We start from the raw sequence: 18,449 nt of genomic DNA, 5'->3' as shown, positions 1-18,449 counted from the left end.
TATGGCGATGCACGATGCCGGGCAGGATGTGACCGTCACCGCCGATGGGCGCACCATCGGGGGCGTGGTCATGGAGATGCGCAACATCACGCTGCGGTTCGGTGGCGTGGTGGCGATCAAGGACATCAGTTTCGACATCCGCGAGGGCGAGATCCGGGCGATCATCGGGCCCAATGGGGCGGGCAAATCCTCGATGCTCAACGTCATCTCGGGGTTTTACCACCCGCAGGAGGGCGAGGTGATCTATCGCGGGTCGAAGCGCCCGCCGATGAAGCCGTTTCAGGTGGCCCGCCAAGGCATCGCGCGGACGTTCCAGAATATCGCGCTCTTCGAGGGGATGACGGTTCTGGACAACGTGATGACCGGCCGTCTGAACCATATGAAGGCCACCATCCTCGATCAGGCGATCTGGTGGGGCAAGGCGCAGCGCGAAGAGGTGGAGAACCGCCGCAAGGCCGAGGAGGTCATCGATTTCCTTGAGATCCAGAACATCCGCAAGACGCCGGTGGGCCGCCTGCCCTATGGTCTGAAGAAGCGGGTGGAGCTGGCGCGCGCGCTGGTGGCGGAACCCAAGATCCTGCTGCTCGACGAACCCATGGCGGGGATGAACGTCGAGGAGAAGGAAGACATGAGCCGCTTCATCCTCGATGTGAACGACGAGTTCGGCACGACCATCGTGCTGATCGAGCATGACATGGGCGTGGTCATGGACCTGTCGGACCGTGTGGTCGTGATGGATTACGGCAAGAAGATCGGCGACGGCACGCCCGACGAGGTGCGCCGCAACCAAGAGGTCATCGACGCCTACCTGGGGGTGGCCCATGACTGAATCCCACCCGATCCGCCCCATTGCACCAGAGGGAGGCCGCGATGCCTGACCAGTTGATCTTTGCCATGGAGGTCATGCTCAACGGCCTTCTGAACGGGGTGATGTATGCGCTTGTGGCGCTGGGGTTCGTCCTGATCTTCAAGGCGTCGGGGATCTTCAATTATGCGCAGGGCGTCATGGCCTTGTTCGCCGCCATGACGCTGGTGGGCATCCAGCAGGGGCGGGTGCCCTTTGGCCATCTGATCAACGAGATTTTCGGGACCGACATCCATTATTTCGGCTGGGAGGTTCCTGCGCTGGCGGCCATCGCGCTGACGGTGCTGGTGATGGTGGGATTCGCGTGGCTGGTGCAGCGCTTCGTGTTCAAGCACCTTGTCGGGCAGGAGCCGATCATCCTGTTCATGGCGACCATCGGTCTGGCCTACTTCCTTGAAGGGGTGTCTGACCTGATGTGGGGGTCGGAGATCCGCAACATGGATGTGGGATTGCCGCAGGGCATCAACGATTGGATCGACGCCAATACCTTCGAGATCTTCGGTTACGGGTTCTTCATCGACAATCTCGACATCTCGGCGGCCATCGTGGCGGGGATGCTGGTCACGGGCCTGATCGCCTTTGCGCAATACACCAAGCAGGGCCGTGCGATGCGGGCGGTGGCCGACGACCATCAGGCCGCGCTGAGCGTGGGCATCAAGCTCAACTATGTCTGGGTTCTGGTCTGGTCGCTGGCGGGCATCGTGGCGCTGGTGGCGGGGATCATGTGGGGCTCGAAGCTGGGCGTGCAGTTCAGCCTGTCGCTGATCGCGCTCAAGGCGCTGCCGGTGCTGATGCTGGGCGGTTTCACCTCGATCCCCGGGGCGATCATCGGGGGCCTGATCATCGGGGTGGGCGAGGCGCTGTTCGAATTCTCGATCGGCCCGATGATCGGCGGCGCGACCGAGAACTGGTTCGCCTATGTTCTGGCGCTCGTCTTCCTCGTGTTCCGGCCGCAGGGCCTGTTCGGCGAGAAGATCATCGAGAGGGTGTGAGCCGGGTCATGTGGTTGACGGTGAAAATAGATGCTGACGTGCGGCCCGCTTCACGGCAAGCTGTGGCTGCGCCCGGGTCCGGACGGGGAGGTTCGGATGCGCGCGCCCTTGGGAGGATCTATGGCCATGGCATTGGACGAGTTGCAGCAGCCCAATATCGGGACGCCGGATTTCGCGCGGGGCGCATCGACGGCGCAACGCAAGCTTTGGGCCATCGCGACCACGGTGGGTTTCGGCCTGTTCTGGATCGCGGGCCTGTTCGTCGTGGCGAGCCTTGTGGGCGGAGCGCCGATGCAATGGGCCATGCCGGTCCTGTGCGGTGCGGGTCTGGCCCTTGGCCTTTACGCCCGGCGCAGGGTCGAGGCGCGCTGACCGCGCGCGGCGCGGGCACATCACCACACCAAGTCTGGCAGGCAACCGGGGGGCAGGCGCCCCATCCGGAGCCATGCTGGATTCAGATCGGGGAGGGCGGGCATGTTCTATCGTGAGGCCGGCGATTTCAAGACGAGCTACACCGCGGACAACCAGACCTTTCCGATCCGGTTCGACCGCTACCGCTATTACATCGTGCTGGCCATCGGCGCGGGGATCATCCCCTTCGTCATCACCGATTACTGGGCGAGCGCGATCCTGATCCCCTTTGTCATCTACGCGATCGCGGCCATCGGGCTGAACATCCTGACGGGCTATTGCGGGCAGGTGAGCCTTGGCACGGGCGGTTTCATGGCGGTGGGGGCCTATACCTCCTACAAGCTGATGACGGCCTTTCCCGGGCTCGACATGATCACCATCACGATCCTGTCGGGGGCGATGACGGCCATGGTGGGCCTTGCCTTCGGCCTGCCATCCTTGCGGATCAAGGGGTTCTACCTCGCGGTGGCGACGCTGGCGGCGCAGTTCTTCCTTGTCTGGGTCTTCAACAAGGTGCCGTGGTTCTACAATTATTCCGCGTCGGGCCAGATCAATGCGCCCGAGCGGTTCATCCTCGGCCATGCGGTCACGGGGCCCAATGCCGAGGCTTGGGCGAAATACCTGTTCTGCCTTGTCTTCCTGTTCGCACTGGCCTGGATGGCGCGCAACCTGACGCGGGGCGCGATGGGGCGGCAGTGGATGGCGATCCGCGACATGGATATCGCCGCCGAGATCATCGGGGTGAACCCGCTGCGTGCGAAACTGTCGGCTTTCGCGGTGTCGTCGTTCTACGTCGGCATCTCGGGGGCGCTGCTCTTTACCGTCTATCTTGGCGCGGTCGAGGTGGGCGAGGCCTATGGCATCCAGAAATCTTTCCTCGTGCTGTTCATGATCATCATCGGTGGTCTTGGATCGCTGTTCGGCAGTTTCGCGGGCGCGGCCTTCATGGTGCTGTTGCCTGTCGCGCTGAAGGTGCTGCTGGTCGATACGATGGGCTGGGACACGGCGCTGGCCACCCATTTCCAGTTCGTCATCGTGGGCTTTTTGATCATGTTCTTCCTGATCGTGGAGCCGCATGGATTGGCCCGGCTTTGGGCTCTGATGAAGGAAAAGCTGAGGTTGTGGCCCTTCCCGCATTGAGCGGGAGGCGCGGGCGCAGGCCGCCCGCCACAGGATGCGGCCCGCGCGGGGAGGCGGGGGCTGCCAAGCGAGAAACCCGGCATCGAACCGGGGCGAGACAAAAAATCGGATCAACCCAAGGGAGGATAACCCCGATGAAGAAACTGCTTACCACGGTCGCCGCCGGTGCCATGCTGGCCACCCCGGCCTTTGCCGACCTGATGTTCCCCGACCTGTCCTATCGGACCGGCCCCTTTGCCGCCGGTGGCATCCCGTTCTCGGATGGCTACCAGGATTATTTCACGCTGCTCAACCAGCGTGACGGCGGCATCGGCGGCGTGCCGGTGCGGGTGGTGGAATGCGAAACCGCCTATAACACCGAGCGCGGCGTGGAATGCTACGAGGCGACCAAGGGCGATGGCGCGCTGGTCTATCAGCCGCTGTCGACCGGCATCACCTATCAGTTGATCCCGCGCGCCACCGCCGATGGCATCCCGCTGCACACGATGGGCTATGGCCGGACCTCGGCCGTGAACGGCGAAATCTTCAGCCACGTGTTCAATTACCCGGCGAATTACTGGGACGCGGCCTCGGTCATGATCAACGTGCTGCTGGAGGAAAACGGCGGCTCGCTTGAGGGCAAGACGATCACGCTGCTCTATCACAACTCGGCCTATGGCCGGGAGCCGATCCGCACGCTGGAGACGTTGGCAGCCCAGCATGGGTTCACCCTGACGCAGATCGCGGTCGACAGCCCCGGTCAGGAGCAGGGCAACCAGTGGCTGCAGATCCGCCGCGAGCGGCCCGATTACGTCCTGTTCTGGGGCTGGGGCGTGATGAACCAGGTGGCGATCCAGGAAGCGATCAACATCCGTTACCCGCTGGAGAATTTCATCGGGAACTGGTGGGCGGGTGCCGATCATGACGTGGCCTCGGCCGGGGCGGCGGCGGCGGGTTACCGCGCGCTGAACATGAACCGTCTGGGCGACATGCCGGTCTTCGCGGAGATCCAGCAGCACGTGATCGACGCGGGCCTTGCCGCGGGCGACGGCACGAACCTGGGTTCGGTGCTGTATACCCGGGGCATGTATGCCGCGATGCTGGCCGCCGAGGCCGCGCGCACCGCGCAGGAGATCCATGGCGTCGGTGACATCACGGCCGAGATGATGCGCGACGGGATGGAAGCGCTGGTCATGACCAATGCCCGGATGGACGAACTGGGCATGCCCGGTATCGGGCCTGAGTTCGCGGTCAGCTGCGCCGATCACGGCGGCACCGGACAGGCGATCATGACGCAGTGGAACGGCACGGAATGGGTCACGCTGACCGATTTCATCGCGCCCGACGACAGCGTGACGGGGCCGCTCGTGCTGGAGGATTCGGCAGCCTACGCCGCCGAGGCCGGCATCGAGGCGCGCACCTGCCCGGCAAGCTGAGCCAAACCCCGGCGGCGGCGCGGGCCGTCGCCGCCGGGACCCCCCGTATTTGGGGGAAGATGAAGGGGGGTGGTTCACCGTCCGTGACCGCCCGTTAACCTTAACCGGATGTGACCGCGCCCTGTGTGAGCGCGAGAGGGGGAGAGCCCGGACATGCTGGACCAGCCTTTGGAAAGCCATGGTGATGGCGTCGCGCCGGAGCTGAAGGGGGCGGAGACGCTTCTGGAGGTCACCAACATCGAGGTGATCTACAACCATGTGATCCTGGTGCTGAAGGGCGTCAGCCTGAAGGTGCCGAAAGGCGGCATCACCGCGCTGCTTGGTGGCAACGGGGCGGGCAAGACGACGACGCTCAAGGCGATTTCCAACCTGCTCCATTCCGAGCGTGGCGAGGTGACCAAGGGGACGATCGCCTATCGCGGGGAGCGGGTGCAGGATCTGTCGCCCTCAGAACTGGTGGAGCGCGGCGTGATCCAGGTGATGGAAGGGCGGCATTGCTTCGAGCACCTGACGGTCGAGGAGAACCTGCTGACCGGCAGCTACACGCGCAAGGACGGCAAGGGCGCCATCGCTGCCGACCTGGAGATGGTCTATGAATATTTCCCGCGCCTGAAGGAACGGCGAACGAGCCAGGCGGGCTATACCTCGGGCGGTGAGCAGCAGATGACGGCGATCGGGCGGGCGCTGATGTCGCGGCCCGAGACGATCCTTTTGGACGAGCCGTCCATGGGCTTGGCGCCGCAGCTGGTGGAGCAGATCTTCGACATCGTGAAGCGGTTGAACGAGGAGCAGGGGGTGACCTTCCTGCTCGCGGAGCAGAACACCAACGTGGCGCTGCGCTTTGCGCATTACGGCTACATCCTCGAATCGGGGCGGGTGGTGATGGATGGGCCGGCGGCCGATCTGCGCGAGAACCCGGATGTGAAGGAATTCTATCTCGGCATGTCCGAGGAGGGGCGGAAATCGTTCCGCGATGTCCGGAGCTACCGGCGGCGCAAGAGGTGGTTGAGCTGATGCTGGACGAGAACCGCAAACATTATGACGCGCTGGAGACGCGCAGCGCGGATGAGCGCGCCGCCGATCACTTGGTGGGATTGAACGCGCAACTGGCCTCGCACGGGATCGCGGCGTTGGCCGCGCTCGAGGATCTGGCGGGGTTGCCGGTGCTGCGCAAGTCGGAGCTGGTGGCGCGGCAGGCGGAACAGCCGCCCTTTGGCGGGCTGCCCGTGACGAATCTTGCCCATGTGTTCCAGAGCCCGGGGCCGATCTACGAGCCGGGCGGGGTCAGCCATGACTGGTGGCGGATGGGGCGGTTCCTGCATGCGGTGGGGATAGGGCCGGGCGACGTGGTGCAGAATTGCTTTGGCTATCACCTGACGCCTGCCGGCATGATCTTTGAAAGCGGGGCGCGGGCCGTGGGGGCGGCGGTGCTGCCCGCGGGTGTGGGCCAGACCGAGTTGCAGGTGCGCGCGGCGCGCGATGTGGGCTGCACCGCCTATGCGGGGACGCCCGATTACCTCAAGGTGATTCTCGACAAGGCCGAGGAGATGGGGGTTGCCCTGTCCTTTACTCGGGCCGCCGTGGGCGGTGGGGCGCTGTTCCCATCGCTGCGCAAGGAATACGCCGATCGCGGCATCGCCTGCCTGCAATGCTACGCCACCGCCGATCTGGGCAACATCGCCTATGAGAGCGAGGCGATGGAGGGGATGATCGTCGACGAGGGCGTGATCGTGGAGATCGTGCGCCCCGGCACGGGCGATCCGGTCGCGCCGGGCGAGGTGGGCGAGGTGGTGGTGACCACGTTGAACCCCGATTACCCGCTGATCCGGTTTGCCACCGGCGATCTGTCGGCGGTTCTGCCGGGGGAAAGCCCCTGCGGGCGGACCAACATGCGGATCAAGGGTTGGATGGGGCGGGCCGACCAGACCACGAAGATCAAGGGCATGTTCGTGCGCCCCGAACAGGTGGCCGAATTCGTCGCCCGTCATCCGCAGGTCACGCGCGCCCGCGTCGTCGCGGACCGCGAGGGCGAGATGGACGTGATGATTGTGCAGGTGGAGGCCGAGGGCATCGCCGCCGAAGCGCTGTCCGAGAGCGTGGCCGCGGTGTTGAAGCTGCGCGGCAAGGTCGAGATCGTGGCGCCCGGAAGTCTGCCCAATGACGGCAAGGTCATAGACGATCAACGAAAGTACGAGTGACCCGGCACCGGTGTTATCGTTTAACCGCCGCAGGCCATGCTACCCCTCTGGCAAGATGAAACCCTAGCCGGAGGCCTATCCCATGCGTGCCCTGTTGCCCGTTGCCCTGTGCCTGCTTACCGCCCCTGCGGCGCTGGCCGATACCGCGCTGCTGATCGCCAATACGCGCCATGACAATGGCCAATCCCTGCGGCAGGCCGACGAGGTCGCCGCGCTCGAACGCCCGCTGACCGAGGCCGGATTCGAGGTGATCGTGGTCGAGAACGGGACTGTGGAGGCGATGGGCGCGGGGCTGTCGGCGCTGATCGCTGCCGAGGAGACCGAGCGGCTGTTCATCGCTTTGGCGGGTCATGTCGTGCGGTCGCAAAGGGGAACATGGATTCTCGGGACGGAGGCCGCGGCGCCCGACCTTGCGACAGTGGGGCGGCAGGGTCTGTCGCTTGACGTGATTCTGGAGGTTGCGGGGCAGGTGCCGGGGCGGGCGATGGTGCTGGTCGGAACGGAGCCGCGCGGGATCGAGACGGGGGAGGGACTTGGCCGGGGGCTTGGGCCGATCAATGCGCCGCAAGGTGTGACCGTGATCTCGGGCGCGCCTGACGATCTGGCGGAGTTCACACGGGACGCGGTGTTGCGCCCGGGTGCCGATCTTGCCGCCGCGGTCGAAGGCTCGCGCAACCTGCGCAGCCACGGGTTCCTGTCGGCGGCGGTGCCGTTTCTCGATCCGGGCGCGGTGGTGGCTGCACCTGTCGGCCCGTCGGTCGAGGAAACGGCGCTGTGGCAGGCGGCGCGGGAATTGAACACGGCGGGGGCCTACAACGCCTATCTCACGCGCTATCCGCAAGGTGCCCATGCCGCGGAGGCGCGCGCGGCGCTGGCCGCATTGGCGGTGGTGCCGGTCGATCCGTTGGCCGAGGCCGAGGCCGTGGAGACGGCGCTGCAATTGAACCGGGCGGCACGCCAGCAGATCCAGCGCGACCTGACCCTGCTCGACTACAATACGCGGGGGATCGACGGCATTTTCGGCCCAGGCACGCGCGGCGCGATCAGGACTTGGCAGGAGGCGTCGGGGTATGAGGCGACCGGGTTCCTGACGGCGCGCCAGATCGGGAGATTGCGCGAGTCGGCGGCGCAGCGCGCAGCGGAACTGGAGGAAGAGGCGCGGCGCCAGCGCGAGGCCGAGGAGCAGGCCGACCGCGCGTTCTGGCAGGCCATCGGGCAGGGACAGGACGAACCGGGGCTGCGCAGCTATCTGGAGCGGTTTCCCCGGGGGCTTTATGCCGATGTCGCCCGCGCCCGGCTGGACGATATCGAGGCCGCGCGGCGCGCCGAGGCCGAAGCCGATGAGCGGGACGCATGGGATGCGGTGCGCCGGGAGGATTCGGTCGCGGCCTACCGCAGTTACCTTGAGCAATATCCGAGCGGGTTGTTCGTTGAGACCGCGCGCGCCCGGATCGCCGAGATCGAATCGGGTGTGAGCCCCGAGGCCGAAGCGCGTGCCGCGCAGGCCGAGGCGGCGCTGAACCTCGGCCAGCCGGTGCGGGTGCTGGTGGAACAGCGGCTGGCGCAGGTGGGACTTGATCCGGGGCGGCCTGATGGCGTGTTCGACCGGCAGACGCGGGACGCGATCCGGGCCTATCAGGAAGGGCGGGGATTGGTGCCGTCGGGGTATCTGGACCAGATCACGGTCGTGCGGCTTTTGGCCGAGGCGATCGGCGGACGCCTTTTTGATTGAGGCAGGCCTATTTGATTGAGGCGGGCCTGAACGAAAAAGGCCGCCCTGAGGGGCGGCCCGTTTCAATCCGTGTCGCGCGGTCTCAGCCCTGACGGGCCTTGTACCGGCGCTGGGTCTTGTTGATCACGTAGACCCGGCCCTTACGGCGCACGACGCGGCAGTCGCGATGGCGCTCTTTGAGCGAGCGGAGCGAGTTCTTGACCTTCATGGCCTGTCTCCTTCGTCGCGGCGCGGCGATGCGCCTTGGGTTGCTGTCTGGCCCCCGAGGGAACCGGCGAAATCTCTTCCCGTTTCCGGGATGGTGGGCGGTACTGGGATCGAACCAGTGACCCCTACGATGTCAACGTAGTGCTCTACCGCTGAGCTAACCGCCCGATATCCCGTCAAACGAAGCGCCCATATCTTGATTCGAACCGACAGCGTGACGGCCCGAGACGACGGCGCGCCGCTAGGGTGAGCGGTCTATAGAAGGATTGGGGGGGTGGTTCAAGGGCTTTTGGCTTGGCGAGAAATCCCGCTATATCCTGTCGTAACGCAGCCTGAACGGAAGCCCGATGCACCCGCCCTATCGCCTTGACCGACCCCGCCGGATCTTGACGCCGGTGGTGGTGGCCTCGCCGCATTCCGGGCGGCATTACCCTGCGGAGTTCCTGCGTGCCAGCGTTCTGGACGAGCGGACGATCCGGTCCTCGGAAGATGCCTTCATGGATATCCTGGTCGAGGAAGCGCCGCGATTGGGCGCGCCGGTGATCGCGGCGGAATATCCGCGCGCCTGGCTGGACCTGAACCGCAGCCCGGAGGAGATGGACCCCGCCGTGGTCGAGGGCGTTGGGCGGGTGGTGCAGACGCCGCGGATATCCTCGGGGCTGGGGGTGATTCCCCGGGTCGTCGCCAATGGGCGCGCGATCTATCGCGGCAAGCTGAACAGGGCGGAGGCGGAGGCGCGGATCGCGTCGGTCTGGCGGCCCTACCACGCGGCGCTGGATGGTTTGCTGTCCGAAGCGGAGGTGGATTTCGGCGAGTCCGTGCTGCTGGATTTCCATTCCATGCCGCACGAGGCACTGGACAGCGTGACACGCCCGGGCCAGCGGCGCCCAGAGGTGGTGCTGGGCGATCGGTTCGGGGCCTCGGCGGCGGGCGACATCCTTGATGCGCTGGAGGCGGGTTTCGTGTCGGAGGGGCTGTGCGTGATCCGCAATGCGCCCTTTGCTGGGGCTTTCGTCACGCAGCATTATGGGCGGCCGTCGCGCGGGCGACATGCGGTGCAGGTCGAGATCGACCGGTCGCTTTACATGAACGAGCGGGCCTTGCGGCCCAATCCCGAGTTCGACGTGGTGAAGCGGATCGTGACGCGGGTGATCGAGCGGGTGATTGCCTCGCGGCCCGGGCGGATGGCGCTGGCCGCCGAATAGGCAGGAGCGGTTCGGCGATGGTGCAGGGCGGCCAGCCCCCCGCTGCGTTCCGCGACTCCCCCCGGAGTATGTTCGAAGCAAAGATGGCGCGGATCAGCGCAGGGCGCGGCCCTTGAGGATCGCGTCTTCGCCGAAGCGTTTGCGGATCGCGTCGGTGGCGCGTTCGGCGCCGATCCGGCGGGGCGCCTGCGGGTCGAGCAGGTCGGTTTCGCGGTCGGCGTTGTCGGCGGGCAAAAGATCGGAAAGGCCGACGCCGATCAGCCGGTAGGGTTCGGGATGCGCGGTCTGGTCGTAGAGCGCGCGGGCGTTACGGTAGATGCGGTCGGCGATCTGGGTACCGTCGGGAAGCGACAGGCGGCGCGTCAGGAGTTTGAAATCGGCGCGCTTGAGCTTGAGCGTGATGGTGCGCCCCGCGAGCCCTTTGGCCTTGGCGCGGTCGGCGATCTTTTCCGACAGCCTCCAGATATGACCGTCGAGCAGGTCGGGGTCGGTGATATCCTCGGCGAAGGTGGTTTCGTTGGAGATGGATTTCACGGCGCGGTCGCGGGCGATGCGGCGATCATCCTGCCCCCGGGCGAGATGCCAGAGACGATCGCCCATGGCGCCGAAGCGGGCCTGAAGATCGGCGCGGTCCCAGCGGCGCAGGTCGGCAAAGCTGCGGATGCCGATCTTGTCGAGGCTGGCCTGACCCGCGGCCCCGATGCCCCAGATCATCCGGACGGGTTTGTCGCGCAGGAAATCCATGGTTTCGGCACGGCCGATGACGGAAAAGCCGCGCGGCTTGTCGAGGTCGGAGGCAAGCTTGGCGAGGAACTTGTTGTGCGACAGGCCGATGGACCCGGTGATGCCAAGCTCGGCCTGCATCCGTTTGACGAGACGGGCGAGCAGGACGGCGGGCGGCGCGCCGTGGAGCCGCGCGGTGCCGGTCAGGTCCATGAAGGCCTCGTCCAGCGAGAGGGGTTCGATGGCCGGGGTCAGATCCTCCATCATGGCGCGGATCTGGCGCGAGACCTCGGCATAGACATCCATCCGGCCTTTCACGACGACAGCCTCGGGGCAGAGTTTGAGAGCCTGGAACATCGGCATCGCGGAGCGCACGCCCTTGATCCGGGCGATGTAGCAGGCGGTCGAGACCACGCCGCGCCGCCCGCCGCCGATGATGACCGGCTTGTCGCGAAGGTCGGGATTGTCGCGTTTCTCGACCGAGGCGTAGAAGGCATCGCAATCCATGTGGGCGATGGAGAGATCCCAAAGCTCGGGATGCGCGACGAGGCGCGGGCTGCCGCATGCGGGGCAGCGGCGGGCGCTGTCGAACTGGGTCAGGCAATCGCGGCACAGGCTGGGCATGGCAAGATCATACGCGCGCGCGCCGATCGGCGGAAGGTGCGGCGGGGGAAGCACGGTGGGGAATTCCCCCGGTCACACGGCGCATTTTCACCTAGCATGGACCGGAGCATGGCCGCATATTTCCGGCCATGAAACCCGAGGATCAACCCGCGAGGCAAGCCATGGATGCGCTGATCAACGAACTGTTGGGGGGGAGCCTTGTCGTGCTGTTGCTGGCACTGTTCCTCATCCTGTGCATTTTCCTGGCGATCCGGATCGTGCCGCAATCCGAGCAGCATGTGGTGGAGCGGTTCGGGCGGCTGAAATCGGTGCTGGGGCCGGGGATCAACTTCATCGTCCCTTTCCTCGACCGCGTGGCGCACCGCGTATCGGTGCTGGAGCGCCAACTGCCCACGGCGAGCCAGGATGCGATCACGCTCGACAACGTGTTGCTGGTGGTCGAGACGAGCGTGTTCTACCGAGTCCTTGAGCCTGAAAAGACCGTCTACCGCATCCGTGACGTGGATGCCGCCATCGCCACGACCGTGGCGGGGATCGTGCGGGCCGAGATCGGCAAGATGGAACTGGACGAGGTGCAATCGAACCGCGCCAGCCTGATCATGCGGATCAAGGAAAGCGTCGAGGGCGCGGTGAACGATTGGGGGATCGAGGTGACGCGCGCCGAGATCCTGGATGTGGGCCTGGACCAGGCGACACGGGACGCGATGTTGCAGCAGCTGAACGCGGAACGCGAGCGGCGCGCCGCCGTGACGCGGGCCGAAGGACAGAAGCGGGCGGTGGAACTGGCTGCCGATGCCGAGCTTTATGCCGCGCGCCAGCAAGCCGAGGCGCGCCGGGTGGAGGCCGACGCAGAGGCCTATGCCACCGGTGTCGTGGCGGAGGCCATCGCCAAGGGCGGGCTGGAGGCCGTGCAATACAACATCGCGCTGGAGCAGGTTAAGGCCATCGGGCAGGTGGCGAAGGGTCAGGGGAGCCAGACGATCATCGTGCCCGCCGATGCGGTGGATGCCTTCGGCAAGGCGTTCCAGATGCTGAAGGGACGCGGCTGATGTGGTGGGCCGCCTGGTGGATCTGGGGTGCGCTGGGCGTCATCCTCGCTATCGGTGAGGTGGTATTGCCGGGCTTTGTCCTTTTGGGATTCGCCTTGGGCGCGGGGGTTGTGGCCGGTCTTTTGGCGCTGGGCGCGGGCGTGTCGGGATCGCTGCCCTTGCTGCTGTTGATCTTTGCGGTCGTGTCGCTGGGATCGTGGCTGGCGCTACGGCGCTGGGCCGGCGTTTACCGGGGGCAGGTGAAGACCTTTGACCGGGACATCAACGAGGACTGAGGGTGGCGCGCGCGCCCACAGGTCGGGCTGACTTCTGCCTCAGGGCAGGTCGGCCATGATCGCGCGGGCGGCGGCGGCGGGATCTTCGGCCTGCCAGATGGGGCGGCCCACGACGATATGATCGGCGCCTGCGGTGATGGCCGCGCCCGGTGTGGCGATGCGTTTCTGATCGCCTGCGTCGCTCCCCACCGGACGCACGCCGGGGGTGACGATCAGGCGGTTCGAGGCCTGAGGCAGGGCACGGATCATCGCGGCCTCGTGCGGGGAGGCGATGACGCCATCGGCCCCGGCCTCGAAGGCGCGGGCGGCGCGGGCGGCCACGATCTCGGCCATGTCGCCCGGCACGATCAGGTTGGCATCGAGATCGGCGCGGTCGTTGGAGGTGAGGATCGTGACGGCGAGGATCTTGAGCCCGGTCCCCGACGCACCCTGTTTCGCGGCGGCAACCACCTGCGGATCGCCGTGGACAGTCAGAAAATCGAGGTCAAAGGCGGCGATCCCACGCACGGCCTTTTCCACGGTCGCGCCGATGTCGAAGAATTTCATGTCGAGAAAGATGCGCTTGCCGTGCTCTTGCTTGAGTTCGTTGGCCAGCGCGAGGCCGCCACCGGTCAGCATGCCGAGGCCGATCTTGTAGAAGGAAGCGGCGTCGCCAATCCGTTCGGCAAGGGCCAGGCCCTGAAGGGCATTGTCCACATCGAGGGCAACGATAAGGCGGTCATCGGCTTTTGAGATCATGGCTTTGGCCTTTCGGACGGGGGCTGCCCGTTCCTAGGCATCGGTGCCTGCGCTGTCCACCGATTAGAGACGGGGGACGCCAGCACCGCGTTAGGCGCCCCCCTCTGCGGTCAGTACACACGCGACCGCCCGAAGGCCTTGGTGCCAGATCACCAAAGTTTGCAAAAGAGGGAAAATGATAAAAACCTGTCTTTTAGTACAGTTTTTCCGCCTTGTGATGGGCTCGGCACGTTCCCACATATGCCCCGAGGCCCAAGGGCCACCATGCCGCGATGCCGGGTGGTGGCCAAGCGGGCGCTTGGACAAGGAGAAATACCATGAACTTGGAGAAGTTCACCGATCGCGCGCGCGGTTTCCTTCAGGCCGCCCAGACGATCGCCAGTCGCGAGGATCATCAGAAACTCGCGCCCGAGCATTTGCTCAAGGCTCTTTTGGACGATGACCAAGGCATGGCCACCGCATTGATCAAGCGTGCGGGCGGTGCGCCCGAGCGTGTGCGCGAGGCCGTTGATTTGTCGATGTCCAAACTGCCCAAGGTCACGGGCGACGCGGGCCAGATCTATGTCGACAAGCAGACTGCCAAGGTTTTGGACGAGGCCGAGAAAATCTCGAAAAAAGCCGGGGACAGTTATGTCGCCGTGGAGCGCATGCTGACCGCGCTGGCCGTGGTGCAAAGCCCGGCGCGCGAGGCGCTGGAGGCGGGCGCGGTGAATGCGCAGGCGCTGAATGCCGCGATCAACGATCTGCGCAAGGGCCGCACGGCGGATAGCGCCGGTGCGGAGGACAGTTACGAGGCGCTCAAGAAATACGCCCGCGACCTGACCGAGGCCGCGCGGGCGGGCAAGATCGACCCGATCATCGGGCGCGACGAGGAAATTCGCCGCGCGATGCAGGTGTTGAGCCGCCGGACCAAGAACAACCCGGTGCTGATCGGGGAACCCGGCGTGGGCAAGACCGCCATCGCCGAGGGTCTGGCGCTGCGCATCGTCAACGGCGATGTGCCGGAATCGCTCCGCAACAAGACGCTGATGGCGCTGGATATGGGCGCGTTGATTGCGGGCGCGAAATATCGCGGGGAATTCGAGGAGCGGTTGAAGGCCGTTCTGGGCGAAATCACGGCGGCTGCCGGCGAGATCATCCTTTTCATCGATGAGATGCACACGCTGGTGGGCGCGGGCAAATCGGATGGTGCGATGGATGCCGCCAACCTGATCAAGCCGGCGCTTGCGCGGGGCGAGTTGCATTGCGTGGGGGCCACGACGCTCGATGAATACCGCAAGTACGTGGAGAAAGACGCGGCGCTGGCGCGGCGGTTCCAACCCCTGATGGTGGAGGAGCCGACGGTCGAGGATACCGTGTCGATCCTGCGCGGCATCAAGGAGAAGTACGAGCTGCACCACGGCGTGCGGATTTCGGACGCCGCGCTGGTGGCGGCCGCCACCCTGTCCCATCGCTACATCACCGACCGGTTCCTGCCCGACAAGGCCATCGACCTGATGGACGAGGCCGCCAGCCGGTTGCGGATGGAAGTCGACAGCAAACCCGAGGAACTGGACGCGCTCGACCGTCAGATCCTGCAGATGCAGATCGAGGCGGAGGCGCTGAAGAAAGAGGATGACCAGGCCTCCAAGGATCGGCTGGAAAAGCTGGTGCGGGAGTTGGGCGATCTGCAACAGCAATCGGCCGCGATGACGGCGAAATGGCAGGCGGAACGCGACAAGCTGGATCAGGCGCGCACCATCAAGGAGCGGCTGGATCAGGCACGCGCGGAATTGGATCAGGCCAAGCGCAACGGCGATCTCGCGCGCGCGGGCGAGCTTTCTTATGGCGTCATTCCGCAGCTGGAAAAGGATCTGGTCGCCGCCGAGGCGCAGGACGAGGATGTCATGGTCGAAGAGGCCGTGCGCCCCGAACAGATCGCAGCGGTGGTCGAGCGCTGGACCGGTATCCCCATGTCCAAGATGCTGGAAGGCGAGCGCGAGAAGCTGCTGAAGATGGAAGAGGAACTGGGCAAGCGGGTCATCGGCCAGATGCAGGCGGTGCAGGCCGTCAGCCGCGCCGTGCGGCGCGCGCGGGCGGGGTTGCAGGACGAAAACCGGCCGCTGGGGTCGTTCCTGTTCCTCGGGCCGACTGGCGTGGGCAAGACCGAATTGACCAAGACGCTGGCCGAATACCTGTTCGACGATGATCAGGCCATGGTGCGCATCGACATGAGCGAGTTCATGGAGAAGCATTCCGTCGCGCGCTTGATCGGCGCCCCGCCGGGATATGTCGGCTATGACGAGGGTGGTGTCCTGACCGAAGCGGTTCGCCGCAGGCCCTACCAGGTGATCCTGTTCGACGAGGTCGAGAAGGCGCATCCGGAAGTCTTCAACGTTCTGTTGCAGGTGCTGGACGATGGCATCCTGACCGATGGACAGGGGCGGCGCGTCGATTTCAAGCAAACGCTGATCGTGCTGACCTCCAACCTGGGGTCGCAGGCGTTGAGCCAATTGCCCGACGGTTCGGACGCGGCCCAAGCCAAGCGTGATGTGATGGATGCGGTTCGGGCGCATTTCCGGCCCGAGTTCCTGAACCGGCTGGACGACATGATCGTCTTTGACCGGCTGACGCGGGACGACATGGACGGGATCGTGAAGATCCAGCTCAAGCGGTTGGAGAAGCGGTTGGCGCAGCGCAAGATCACGCTGGCGCTGGATGACGCCGCGCTGGGGTGGCTGGCGGATGAAGGCTATGATCCGGTGTTCGGGGCAAGGCCGCTGAAGCGGGTGATCCAGCGCAGCTTGCAGGACCAGTTGGCCGAGATGATCCTGGCGGGTGAGGTCACGGATGGAAGCACCGTCGAGGTCCATGCCGGGGTCGACGGGTTGATCGTGGGGAGCCGCGTGGCACCCTCGACCAGGCCCAAGCCGGAGGATGCTGTTGTGCATTGATTGGTGGCACGGATGGTCGCCGCCCCTGTCCTTATAAGGGTAGGGGCGGTGACGTTAGGATAAAGCTATCGAAAAACGCCACACGATAGGATTGATCGTTTTGTCCATCCCTCCATTTCTTGTCCTGTGCGACCGATCAAGGAGACGGACAGATGACAGAAACGAACAACCCGACCCCGACCGGGACCAATTCGACCGAGCGGCTGCGGGCTTGGCTGAAATCGGACGTGACCGTGACGCTGCCCGGTTGGGCGCTGGTTCTTGGCGGAGTGGTTGCGCTGATCGTGGTTCTCGTGGCGCTGGATTGAGGCCCGAGATTATGCGCGCTTTGCTTCTGGGGGTAACGATGGCCCTGACCGCCGGTGCCGTTCTGGCCGAGACGATCGCAATCGGCGAATTGCGCCGTGGGATGATGGCCGTGGTGGAGGGGAATGTCGAACGGATCACGGACGAGGATGAATTCATCCTTGCCGACACGACCGGGGAGATCCGCGTTTATATCGGGCCCAATGCCATGCCCGTCCGTCCCGGCGATCTTGTCCGGGTGGAGGGGGTCGTCGATGACGGTCTCCGGATGGAGATCTATGCCGATGCGATCACGCTTGCCGATGGCCGGATCGTCAACTTGCCCCGGGGCTACTGATCCCGGTGCCACGACGCACATCGCCCCCGCGCCGCAAGGCCGGGGGCGTTTCCATTTGCTACGGGTTTTGCCGATCACCGCGAGCGCAGAACGTTGGTCGGTGATCGGGGAGTGGCATGAGGTGCGCGACCAAGGACGGCCCACCCACCGATGCCGAGGCGGAGGTGGTGAAGAGACAGCGAGAATCGACGTGAGGTATTGCTGATCGTTTAGTTGCGGGTGTGCAGGTCCGGCGCGGGGCCGGACCTGCGGAGCAGCCTAGGCTTACATCGGCGGCAGGATGACCGCGTCGATGACATGGATGACGCCGTTCGATGCCGCGATATCCGCGGTGACCACGTTGGCCTCGTTCACCATGACGCCAGTGTCGAGGTCGATGGTGATTTCGGACCCTTGCACGGTTGCGGCGGTCATCCCGTCGGACAGGTCGGTCGACATGACCGCACCGGGGACGACGTGGTAGGTCAGGATCGACACCAGCTGGTCGCGGTTCTCGGGGAGAAGCAGGCTTTCGACCGTGCCTTCGGGCAGGGCGGCAAAGGCTTCGTCCGTGGGGGCGAAGACGGTGAAGGGGCCGTCGCCCGACAGGGTTTCGACAAGGCCCGCGGCCTCGACTGCAGCGACAAGCGTGGTGAAGTTACCGGCGCCGACCGCGGTTTCGACGATGTTCATGTCCTGCGCCATGGCCGGTGCCGCGAGGGCGGTGGTGGCGGTGAGGGCGAGAAGTGTCTTGCGCATGTCATAGCTCCTTTTCGAGTGGGACCGGAGGCAGGTCGCCCCCGGTGTCCCATCGAGATGGCCAGCCGAAAAATCCTTTCAACCGAAGCGAATTTCCGCCGGGGCGTTTGACGGGCAGCGCAACGTGACTAAGCGGCGGAAGTTTCGCCGTTCCAGTCAAAACGGTGTGACACGGTGTGATCATCCGTGACCCGAAACAGGGGTTTTGTTTCAGTCGGACCGTTGATTTGCCAACAGTTTCGTGAGGCTGCATGTCCGTGCTTGGGACAAGGCCCATATCCGGTGCAGGCTGCGAACAGACGCATCAAGGAGAATGGCCATGGCCCATCGTTACACCTCGGACCTCACATGGGCGGATGTTACGCCCCGGTCGGTCTACATGAACCGCCGCCAGTTGATGGCAGGGGGCGCGGCGCTGCTGGGAGCCGGGATGATCGGCGGGCGGGCGCGGGCGCAAGATGCGCTGGAGCCCAACACCTTCGAAGAGATCACCACCTACAACAACTTCTACGAATTCGGGACGGGCAAAAGCGACCCGGCCCAAAACGCGCATACGCTGAC

Annotated in this window: 19 protein-coding genes and 1 tRNA gene (1 of these 20 cut by a window edge); 15 read left to right on the top strand and 5 right to left on the bottom strand. The window is 65.2% G+C overall.

What is annotated here, in order from left to right; all coding sequences use genetic code 11:
* The first annotated feature begins 7 nt into the window (after nt 1-7).
* From QQK63_RS05370 to QQK63_RS05335, 8 genes are all read left to right on the top strand, one after another.
* Entirely contained in the window at nt 8-829 is an 822-nt protein-coding gene (locus QQK63_RS05370; RefSeq protein WP_277825937.1) for an ABC transporter ATP-binding protein, read from the top strand.
* 41 nt (nt 830-870) lie between these two features.
* Entirely contained in the window at nt 871-1,857 is a 987-nt protein-coding gene (locus tag QQK63_RS05365) for a branched-chain amino acid ABC transporter permease (protein ID WP_277825225.1), read from the top strand.
* A gap of 126 nt (nt 1,858-1,983) precedes the next feature.
* Nucleotides 1,984-2,229, top strand: a complete 246-nt coding sequence (locus tag QQK63_RS05360) for a hypothetical protein (RefSeq protein WP_277825223.1) — start codon at nt 1,984-1,986, stop codon at nt 2,227-2,229.
* A 102-nt stretch (nt 2,230-2,331) separates the two neighbouring features.
* Entirely contained in the window at nt 2,332-3,408 is a 1,077-nt protein-coding gene (locus QQK63_RS05355; protein WP_277825221.1) for a branched-chain amino acid ABC transporter permease, read from the top strand.
* Nucleotides 3,409-3,542: 134 nt separating this feature from the next.
* Nucleotides 3,543-4,823, top strand: coding sequence for an ABC transporter substrate-binding protein (locus QQK63_RS05350; protein WP_277825219.1), 1,281 nt, complete (start codon nt 3,543-3,545; stop codon nt 4,821-4,823).
* Between the two features lie 153 nt (nt 4,824-4,976).
* Nucleotides 4,977-5,837: an ABC transporter ATP-binding protein gene (locus QQK63_RS05345; RefSeq protein WP_277825217.1), complete on the top strand. Its 861-nt coding sequence runs from the start codon at nt 4,977-4,979 to the stop codon at nt 5,835-5,837.
* Entirely contained in the window at nt 5,837-7,021 is a 1,185-nt protein-coding gene (locus QQK63_RS05340; RefSeq protein WP_277825214.1) for a phenylacetate--CoA ligase family protein, read from the top strand. Before QQK63_RS05345 ends, QQK63_RS05340 begins: the two co-directional genes overlap by 1 nt.
* 82 nt (nt 7,022-7,103) lie before the next feature.
* Nucleotides 7,104-8,753, top strand: a complete 1,650-nt coding sequence (locus tag QQK63_RS05335; protein ID WP_277825212.1) for a peptidoglycan-binding domain-containing protein — start codon at nt 7,104-7,106, stop codon at nt 8,751-8,753.
* 82 nt (nt 8,754-8,835) lie between these two features.
* Here QQK63_RS05335 and ykgO read toward each other — a convergent pair whose 3' ends face one another.
* On the bottom strand, nt 8,836-8,961 hold the full coding sequence (ykgO, locus tag QQK63_RS05330; protein WP_109668736.1) for a type B 50S ribosomal protein L36: 126 nt from the start codon (nt 8,959-8,961) through the stop codon (nt 8,836-8,838).
* A 91-nt stretch (nt 8,962-9,052) separates the two neighbouring features.
* Nucleotides 9,053-9,127, bottom strand: a tRNA-Val gene (locus QQK63_RS05325).
* A gap of 180 nt (nt 9,128-9,307) precedes the next feature.
* Here QQK63_RS05325 and QQK63_RS05320 point away from each other — a divergent pair.
* Nucleotides 9,308-10,165, top strand: a complete 858-nt coding sequence (locus tag QQK63_RS05320) for an N-formylglutamate amidohydrolase (RefSeq protein WP_277825210.1) — start codon at nt 9,308-9,310, stop codon at nt 10,163-10,165.
* A gap of 93 nt (nt 10,166-10,258) precedes the next feature.
* On the opposite strand, the gene QQK63_RS05315 is transcribed toward QQK63_RS05320, so the two are convergent.
* Complete coding sequence (locus tag QQK63_RS05315; protein ID WP_277825208.1) at nt 10,259-11,512, bottom strand: DNA polymerase IV; 1,254 nt, start codon at nt 11,510-11,512, stop codon at nt 10,259-10,261.
* Between the two features lie 161 nt (nt 11,513-11,673).
* Here QQK63_RS05315 and QQK63_RS05310 point away from each other — a divergent pair, with 161 nt between their 5' ends.
* The gene (locus tag QQK63_RS05310) at nt 11,674-12,561 is read left to right on the top strand and encodes an SPFH domain-containing protein (protein ID WP_277825206.1); all 888 of its coding nucleotides are present in this window, start codon (nt 11,674-11,676) and stop codon (nt 12,559-12,561) included.
* Nucleotides 12,561-12,836, top strand: a complete 276-nt coding sequence (locus tag QQK63_RS05305; protein WP_277825204.1) for an NfeD family protein — start codon at nt 12,561-12,563, stop codon at nt 12,834-12,836. The genes QQK63_RS05310 and QQK63_RS05305 overlap by 1 nt, the downstream gene beginning before the upstream one ends.
* Before the next feature lie 39 nt (nt 12,837-12,875).
* Here QQK63_RS05305 and pyrF read toward each other — a convergent pair whose 3' ends face one another.
* Complete coding sequence (gene pyrF, locus QQK63_RS05300) at nt 12,876-13,574, bottom strand: orotidine-5'-phosphate decarboxylase (RefSeq protein ID WP_277825202.1); 699 nt, start codon at nt 13,572-13,574, stop codon at nt 12,876-12,878.
* A 317-nt stretch (nt 13,575-13,891) separates the two neighbouring features.
* Between pyrF and clpB the strand changes: the two genes are divergently transcribed.
* From clpB to QQK63_RS05285, 3 genes are all read left to right on the top strand, one after another.
* The gene (gene clpB / locus QQK63_RS05295; protein ID WP_277825199.1) at nt 13,892-16,507 is read left to right on the top strand and encodes an ATP-dependent chaperone ClpB; all 2,616 of its coding nucleotides are present in this window, start codon (nt 13,892-13,894) and stop codon (nt 16,505-16,507) included.
* 152 nt (nt 16,508-16,659) lie between these two features.
* Entirely contained in the window at nt 16,660-16,815 is a 156-nt protein-coding gene (locus QQK63_RS05290; RefSeq protein ID WP_277825197.1) for a hypothetical protein, read from the top strand.
* 11 nt (nt 16,816-16,826) lie between these two features.
* Nucleotides 16,827-17,150 (top strand): NirD/YgiW/YdeI family stress tolerance protein, encoded by a 324-nt coding sequence (locus tag QQK63_RS05285; protein ID WP_284283179.1) that lies wholly within the window; start codon nt 16,827-16,829, stop codon nt 17,148-17,150.
* 264 nt (nt 17,151-17,414) lie between these two features.
* On the opposite strand, the gene QQK63_RS05280 is transcribed toward QQK63_RS05285, so the two are convergent.
* Entirely contained in the window at nt 17,415-17,888 is a 474-nt protein-coding gene (locus tag QQK63_RS05280; protein WP_277825193.1) for a fasciclin domain-containing protein, read from the bottom strand.
* Between the two features lie 319 nt (nt 17,889-18,207).
* Between QQK63_RS05280 and msrP the strand changes: the two genes are divergently transcribed.
* On the top strand, nt 18,208-18,449 hold the 5' portion of the coding sequence (gene msrP, locus QQK63_RS05275) for a protein-methionine-sulfoxide reductase catalytic subunit MsrP (RefSeq protein WP_277825191.1). Its footprint extends 664 nt past the window's final position; the window shows 242 of its 906 coding nt (coding positions 1-242); the start codon lies at nt 18,208-18,210; its stop codon lies beyond the right edge, outside the window.

The organism is Roseicyclus marinus, assembly GCF_030163795.1.
Taxonomy (GTDB): Bacteria; Pseudomonadota; Alphaproteobacteria; order Rhodobacterales; family Rhodobacteraceae; genus Roseicyclus; species Roseicyclus marinus.
This window is presented reverse-complemented; position numbering and strand designations above follow the sequence as displayed.

Bases quoted from the DNA above. Each gene is read 5' to 3' on its own strand.
- QQK63_RS05350 (WP_277825219.1), top strand. From the start codon at position 3,543: ATGAAGAAACTGCTTACCACGGTCGCCGCCGGTGCCATGCTGGCCACC.
- QQK63_RS05280 (WP_277825193.1), bottom strand. From the start codon at position 17,888: ATGCGCAAGACACTTCTCGCCCTCACCGCCACCACCGCCCTCGCGGCA.
- QQK63_RS05370 (WP_277825937.1), top strand. From the start codon at position 8: ATGCACGATGCCGGGCAGGATGTGACCGTCACCGCCGATGGGCGCACC.
- QQK63_RS05345 (WP_277825217.1), top strand. From the start codon at position 4,977: ATGCTGGACCAGCCTTTGGAAAGCCATGGTGATGGCGTCGCGCCGGAG.
- QQK63_RS05315 (WP_277825208.1), bottom strand. From the start codon at position 11,512: ATGCCCAGCCTGTGCCGCGATTGCCTGACCCAGTTCGACAGCGCCCGC.
- QQK63_RS05355 (WP_277825221.1), top strand. From the start codon at position 2,332: ATGTTCTATCGTGAGGCCGGCGATTTCAAGACGAGCTACACCGCGGAC.
- clpB (WP_277825199.1), top strand. From the start codon at position 13,892: ATGAACTTGGAGAAGTTCACCGATCGCGCGCGCGGTTTCCTTCAGGCC.
- QQK63_RS05320 (WP_277825210.1), top strand. From the start codon at position 9,308: ATGCACCCGCCCTATCGCCTTGACCGACCCCGCCGGATCTTGACGCCG.
- QQK63_RS05360 (WP_277825223.1), top strand. From the start codon at position 1,984: ATGGCATTGGACGAGTTGCAGCAGCCCAATATCGGGACGCCGGATTTC.
- QQK63_RS05285 (WP_284283179.1), top strand. From the start codon at position 16,827: ATGCGCGCTTTGCTTCTGGGGGTAACGATGGCCCTGACCGCCGGTGCC.
- QQK63_RS05340 (WP_277825214.1), top strand. From the start codon at position 5,837: ATGCTGGACGAGAACCGCAAACATTATGACGCGCTGGAGACGCGCAGC.
- pyrF (WP_277825202.1), bottom strand. From the start codon at position 13,574: ATGATCTCAAAAGCCGATGACCGCCTTATCGTTGCCCTCGATGTGGAC.
- ykgO (WP_109668736.1), bottom strand. From the start codon at position 8,961: ATGAAGGTCAAGAACTCGCTCCGCTCGCTCAAAGAGCGCCATCGCGAC.
- QQK63_RS05310 (WP_277825206.1), top strand. From the start codon at position 11,674: ATGGATGCGCTGATCAACGAACTGTTGGGGGGGAGCCTTGTCGTGCTG.
- QQK63_RS05365 (WP_277825225.1), top strand. From the start codon at position 871: ATGCCTGACCAGTTGATCTTTGCCATGGAGGTCATGCTCAACGGCCTT.
- QQK63_RS05305 (WP_277825204.1), top strand. From the start codon at position 12,561: ATGTGGTGGGCCGCCTGGTGGATCTGGGGTGCGCTGGGCGTCATCCTC.
- QQK63_RS05290 (WP_277825197.1), top strand. From the start codon at position 16,660: ATGACAGAAACGAACAACCCGACCCCGACCGGGACCAATTCGACCGAG.
- QQK63_RS05335 (WP_277825212.1), top strand. From the start codon at position 7,104: ATGCGTGCCCTGTTGCCCGTTGCCCTGTGCCTGCTTACCGCCCCTGCG.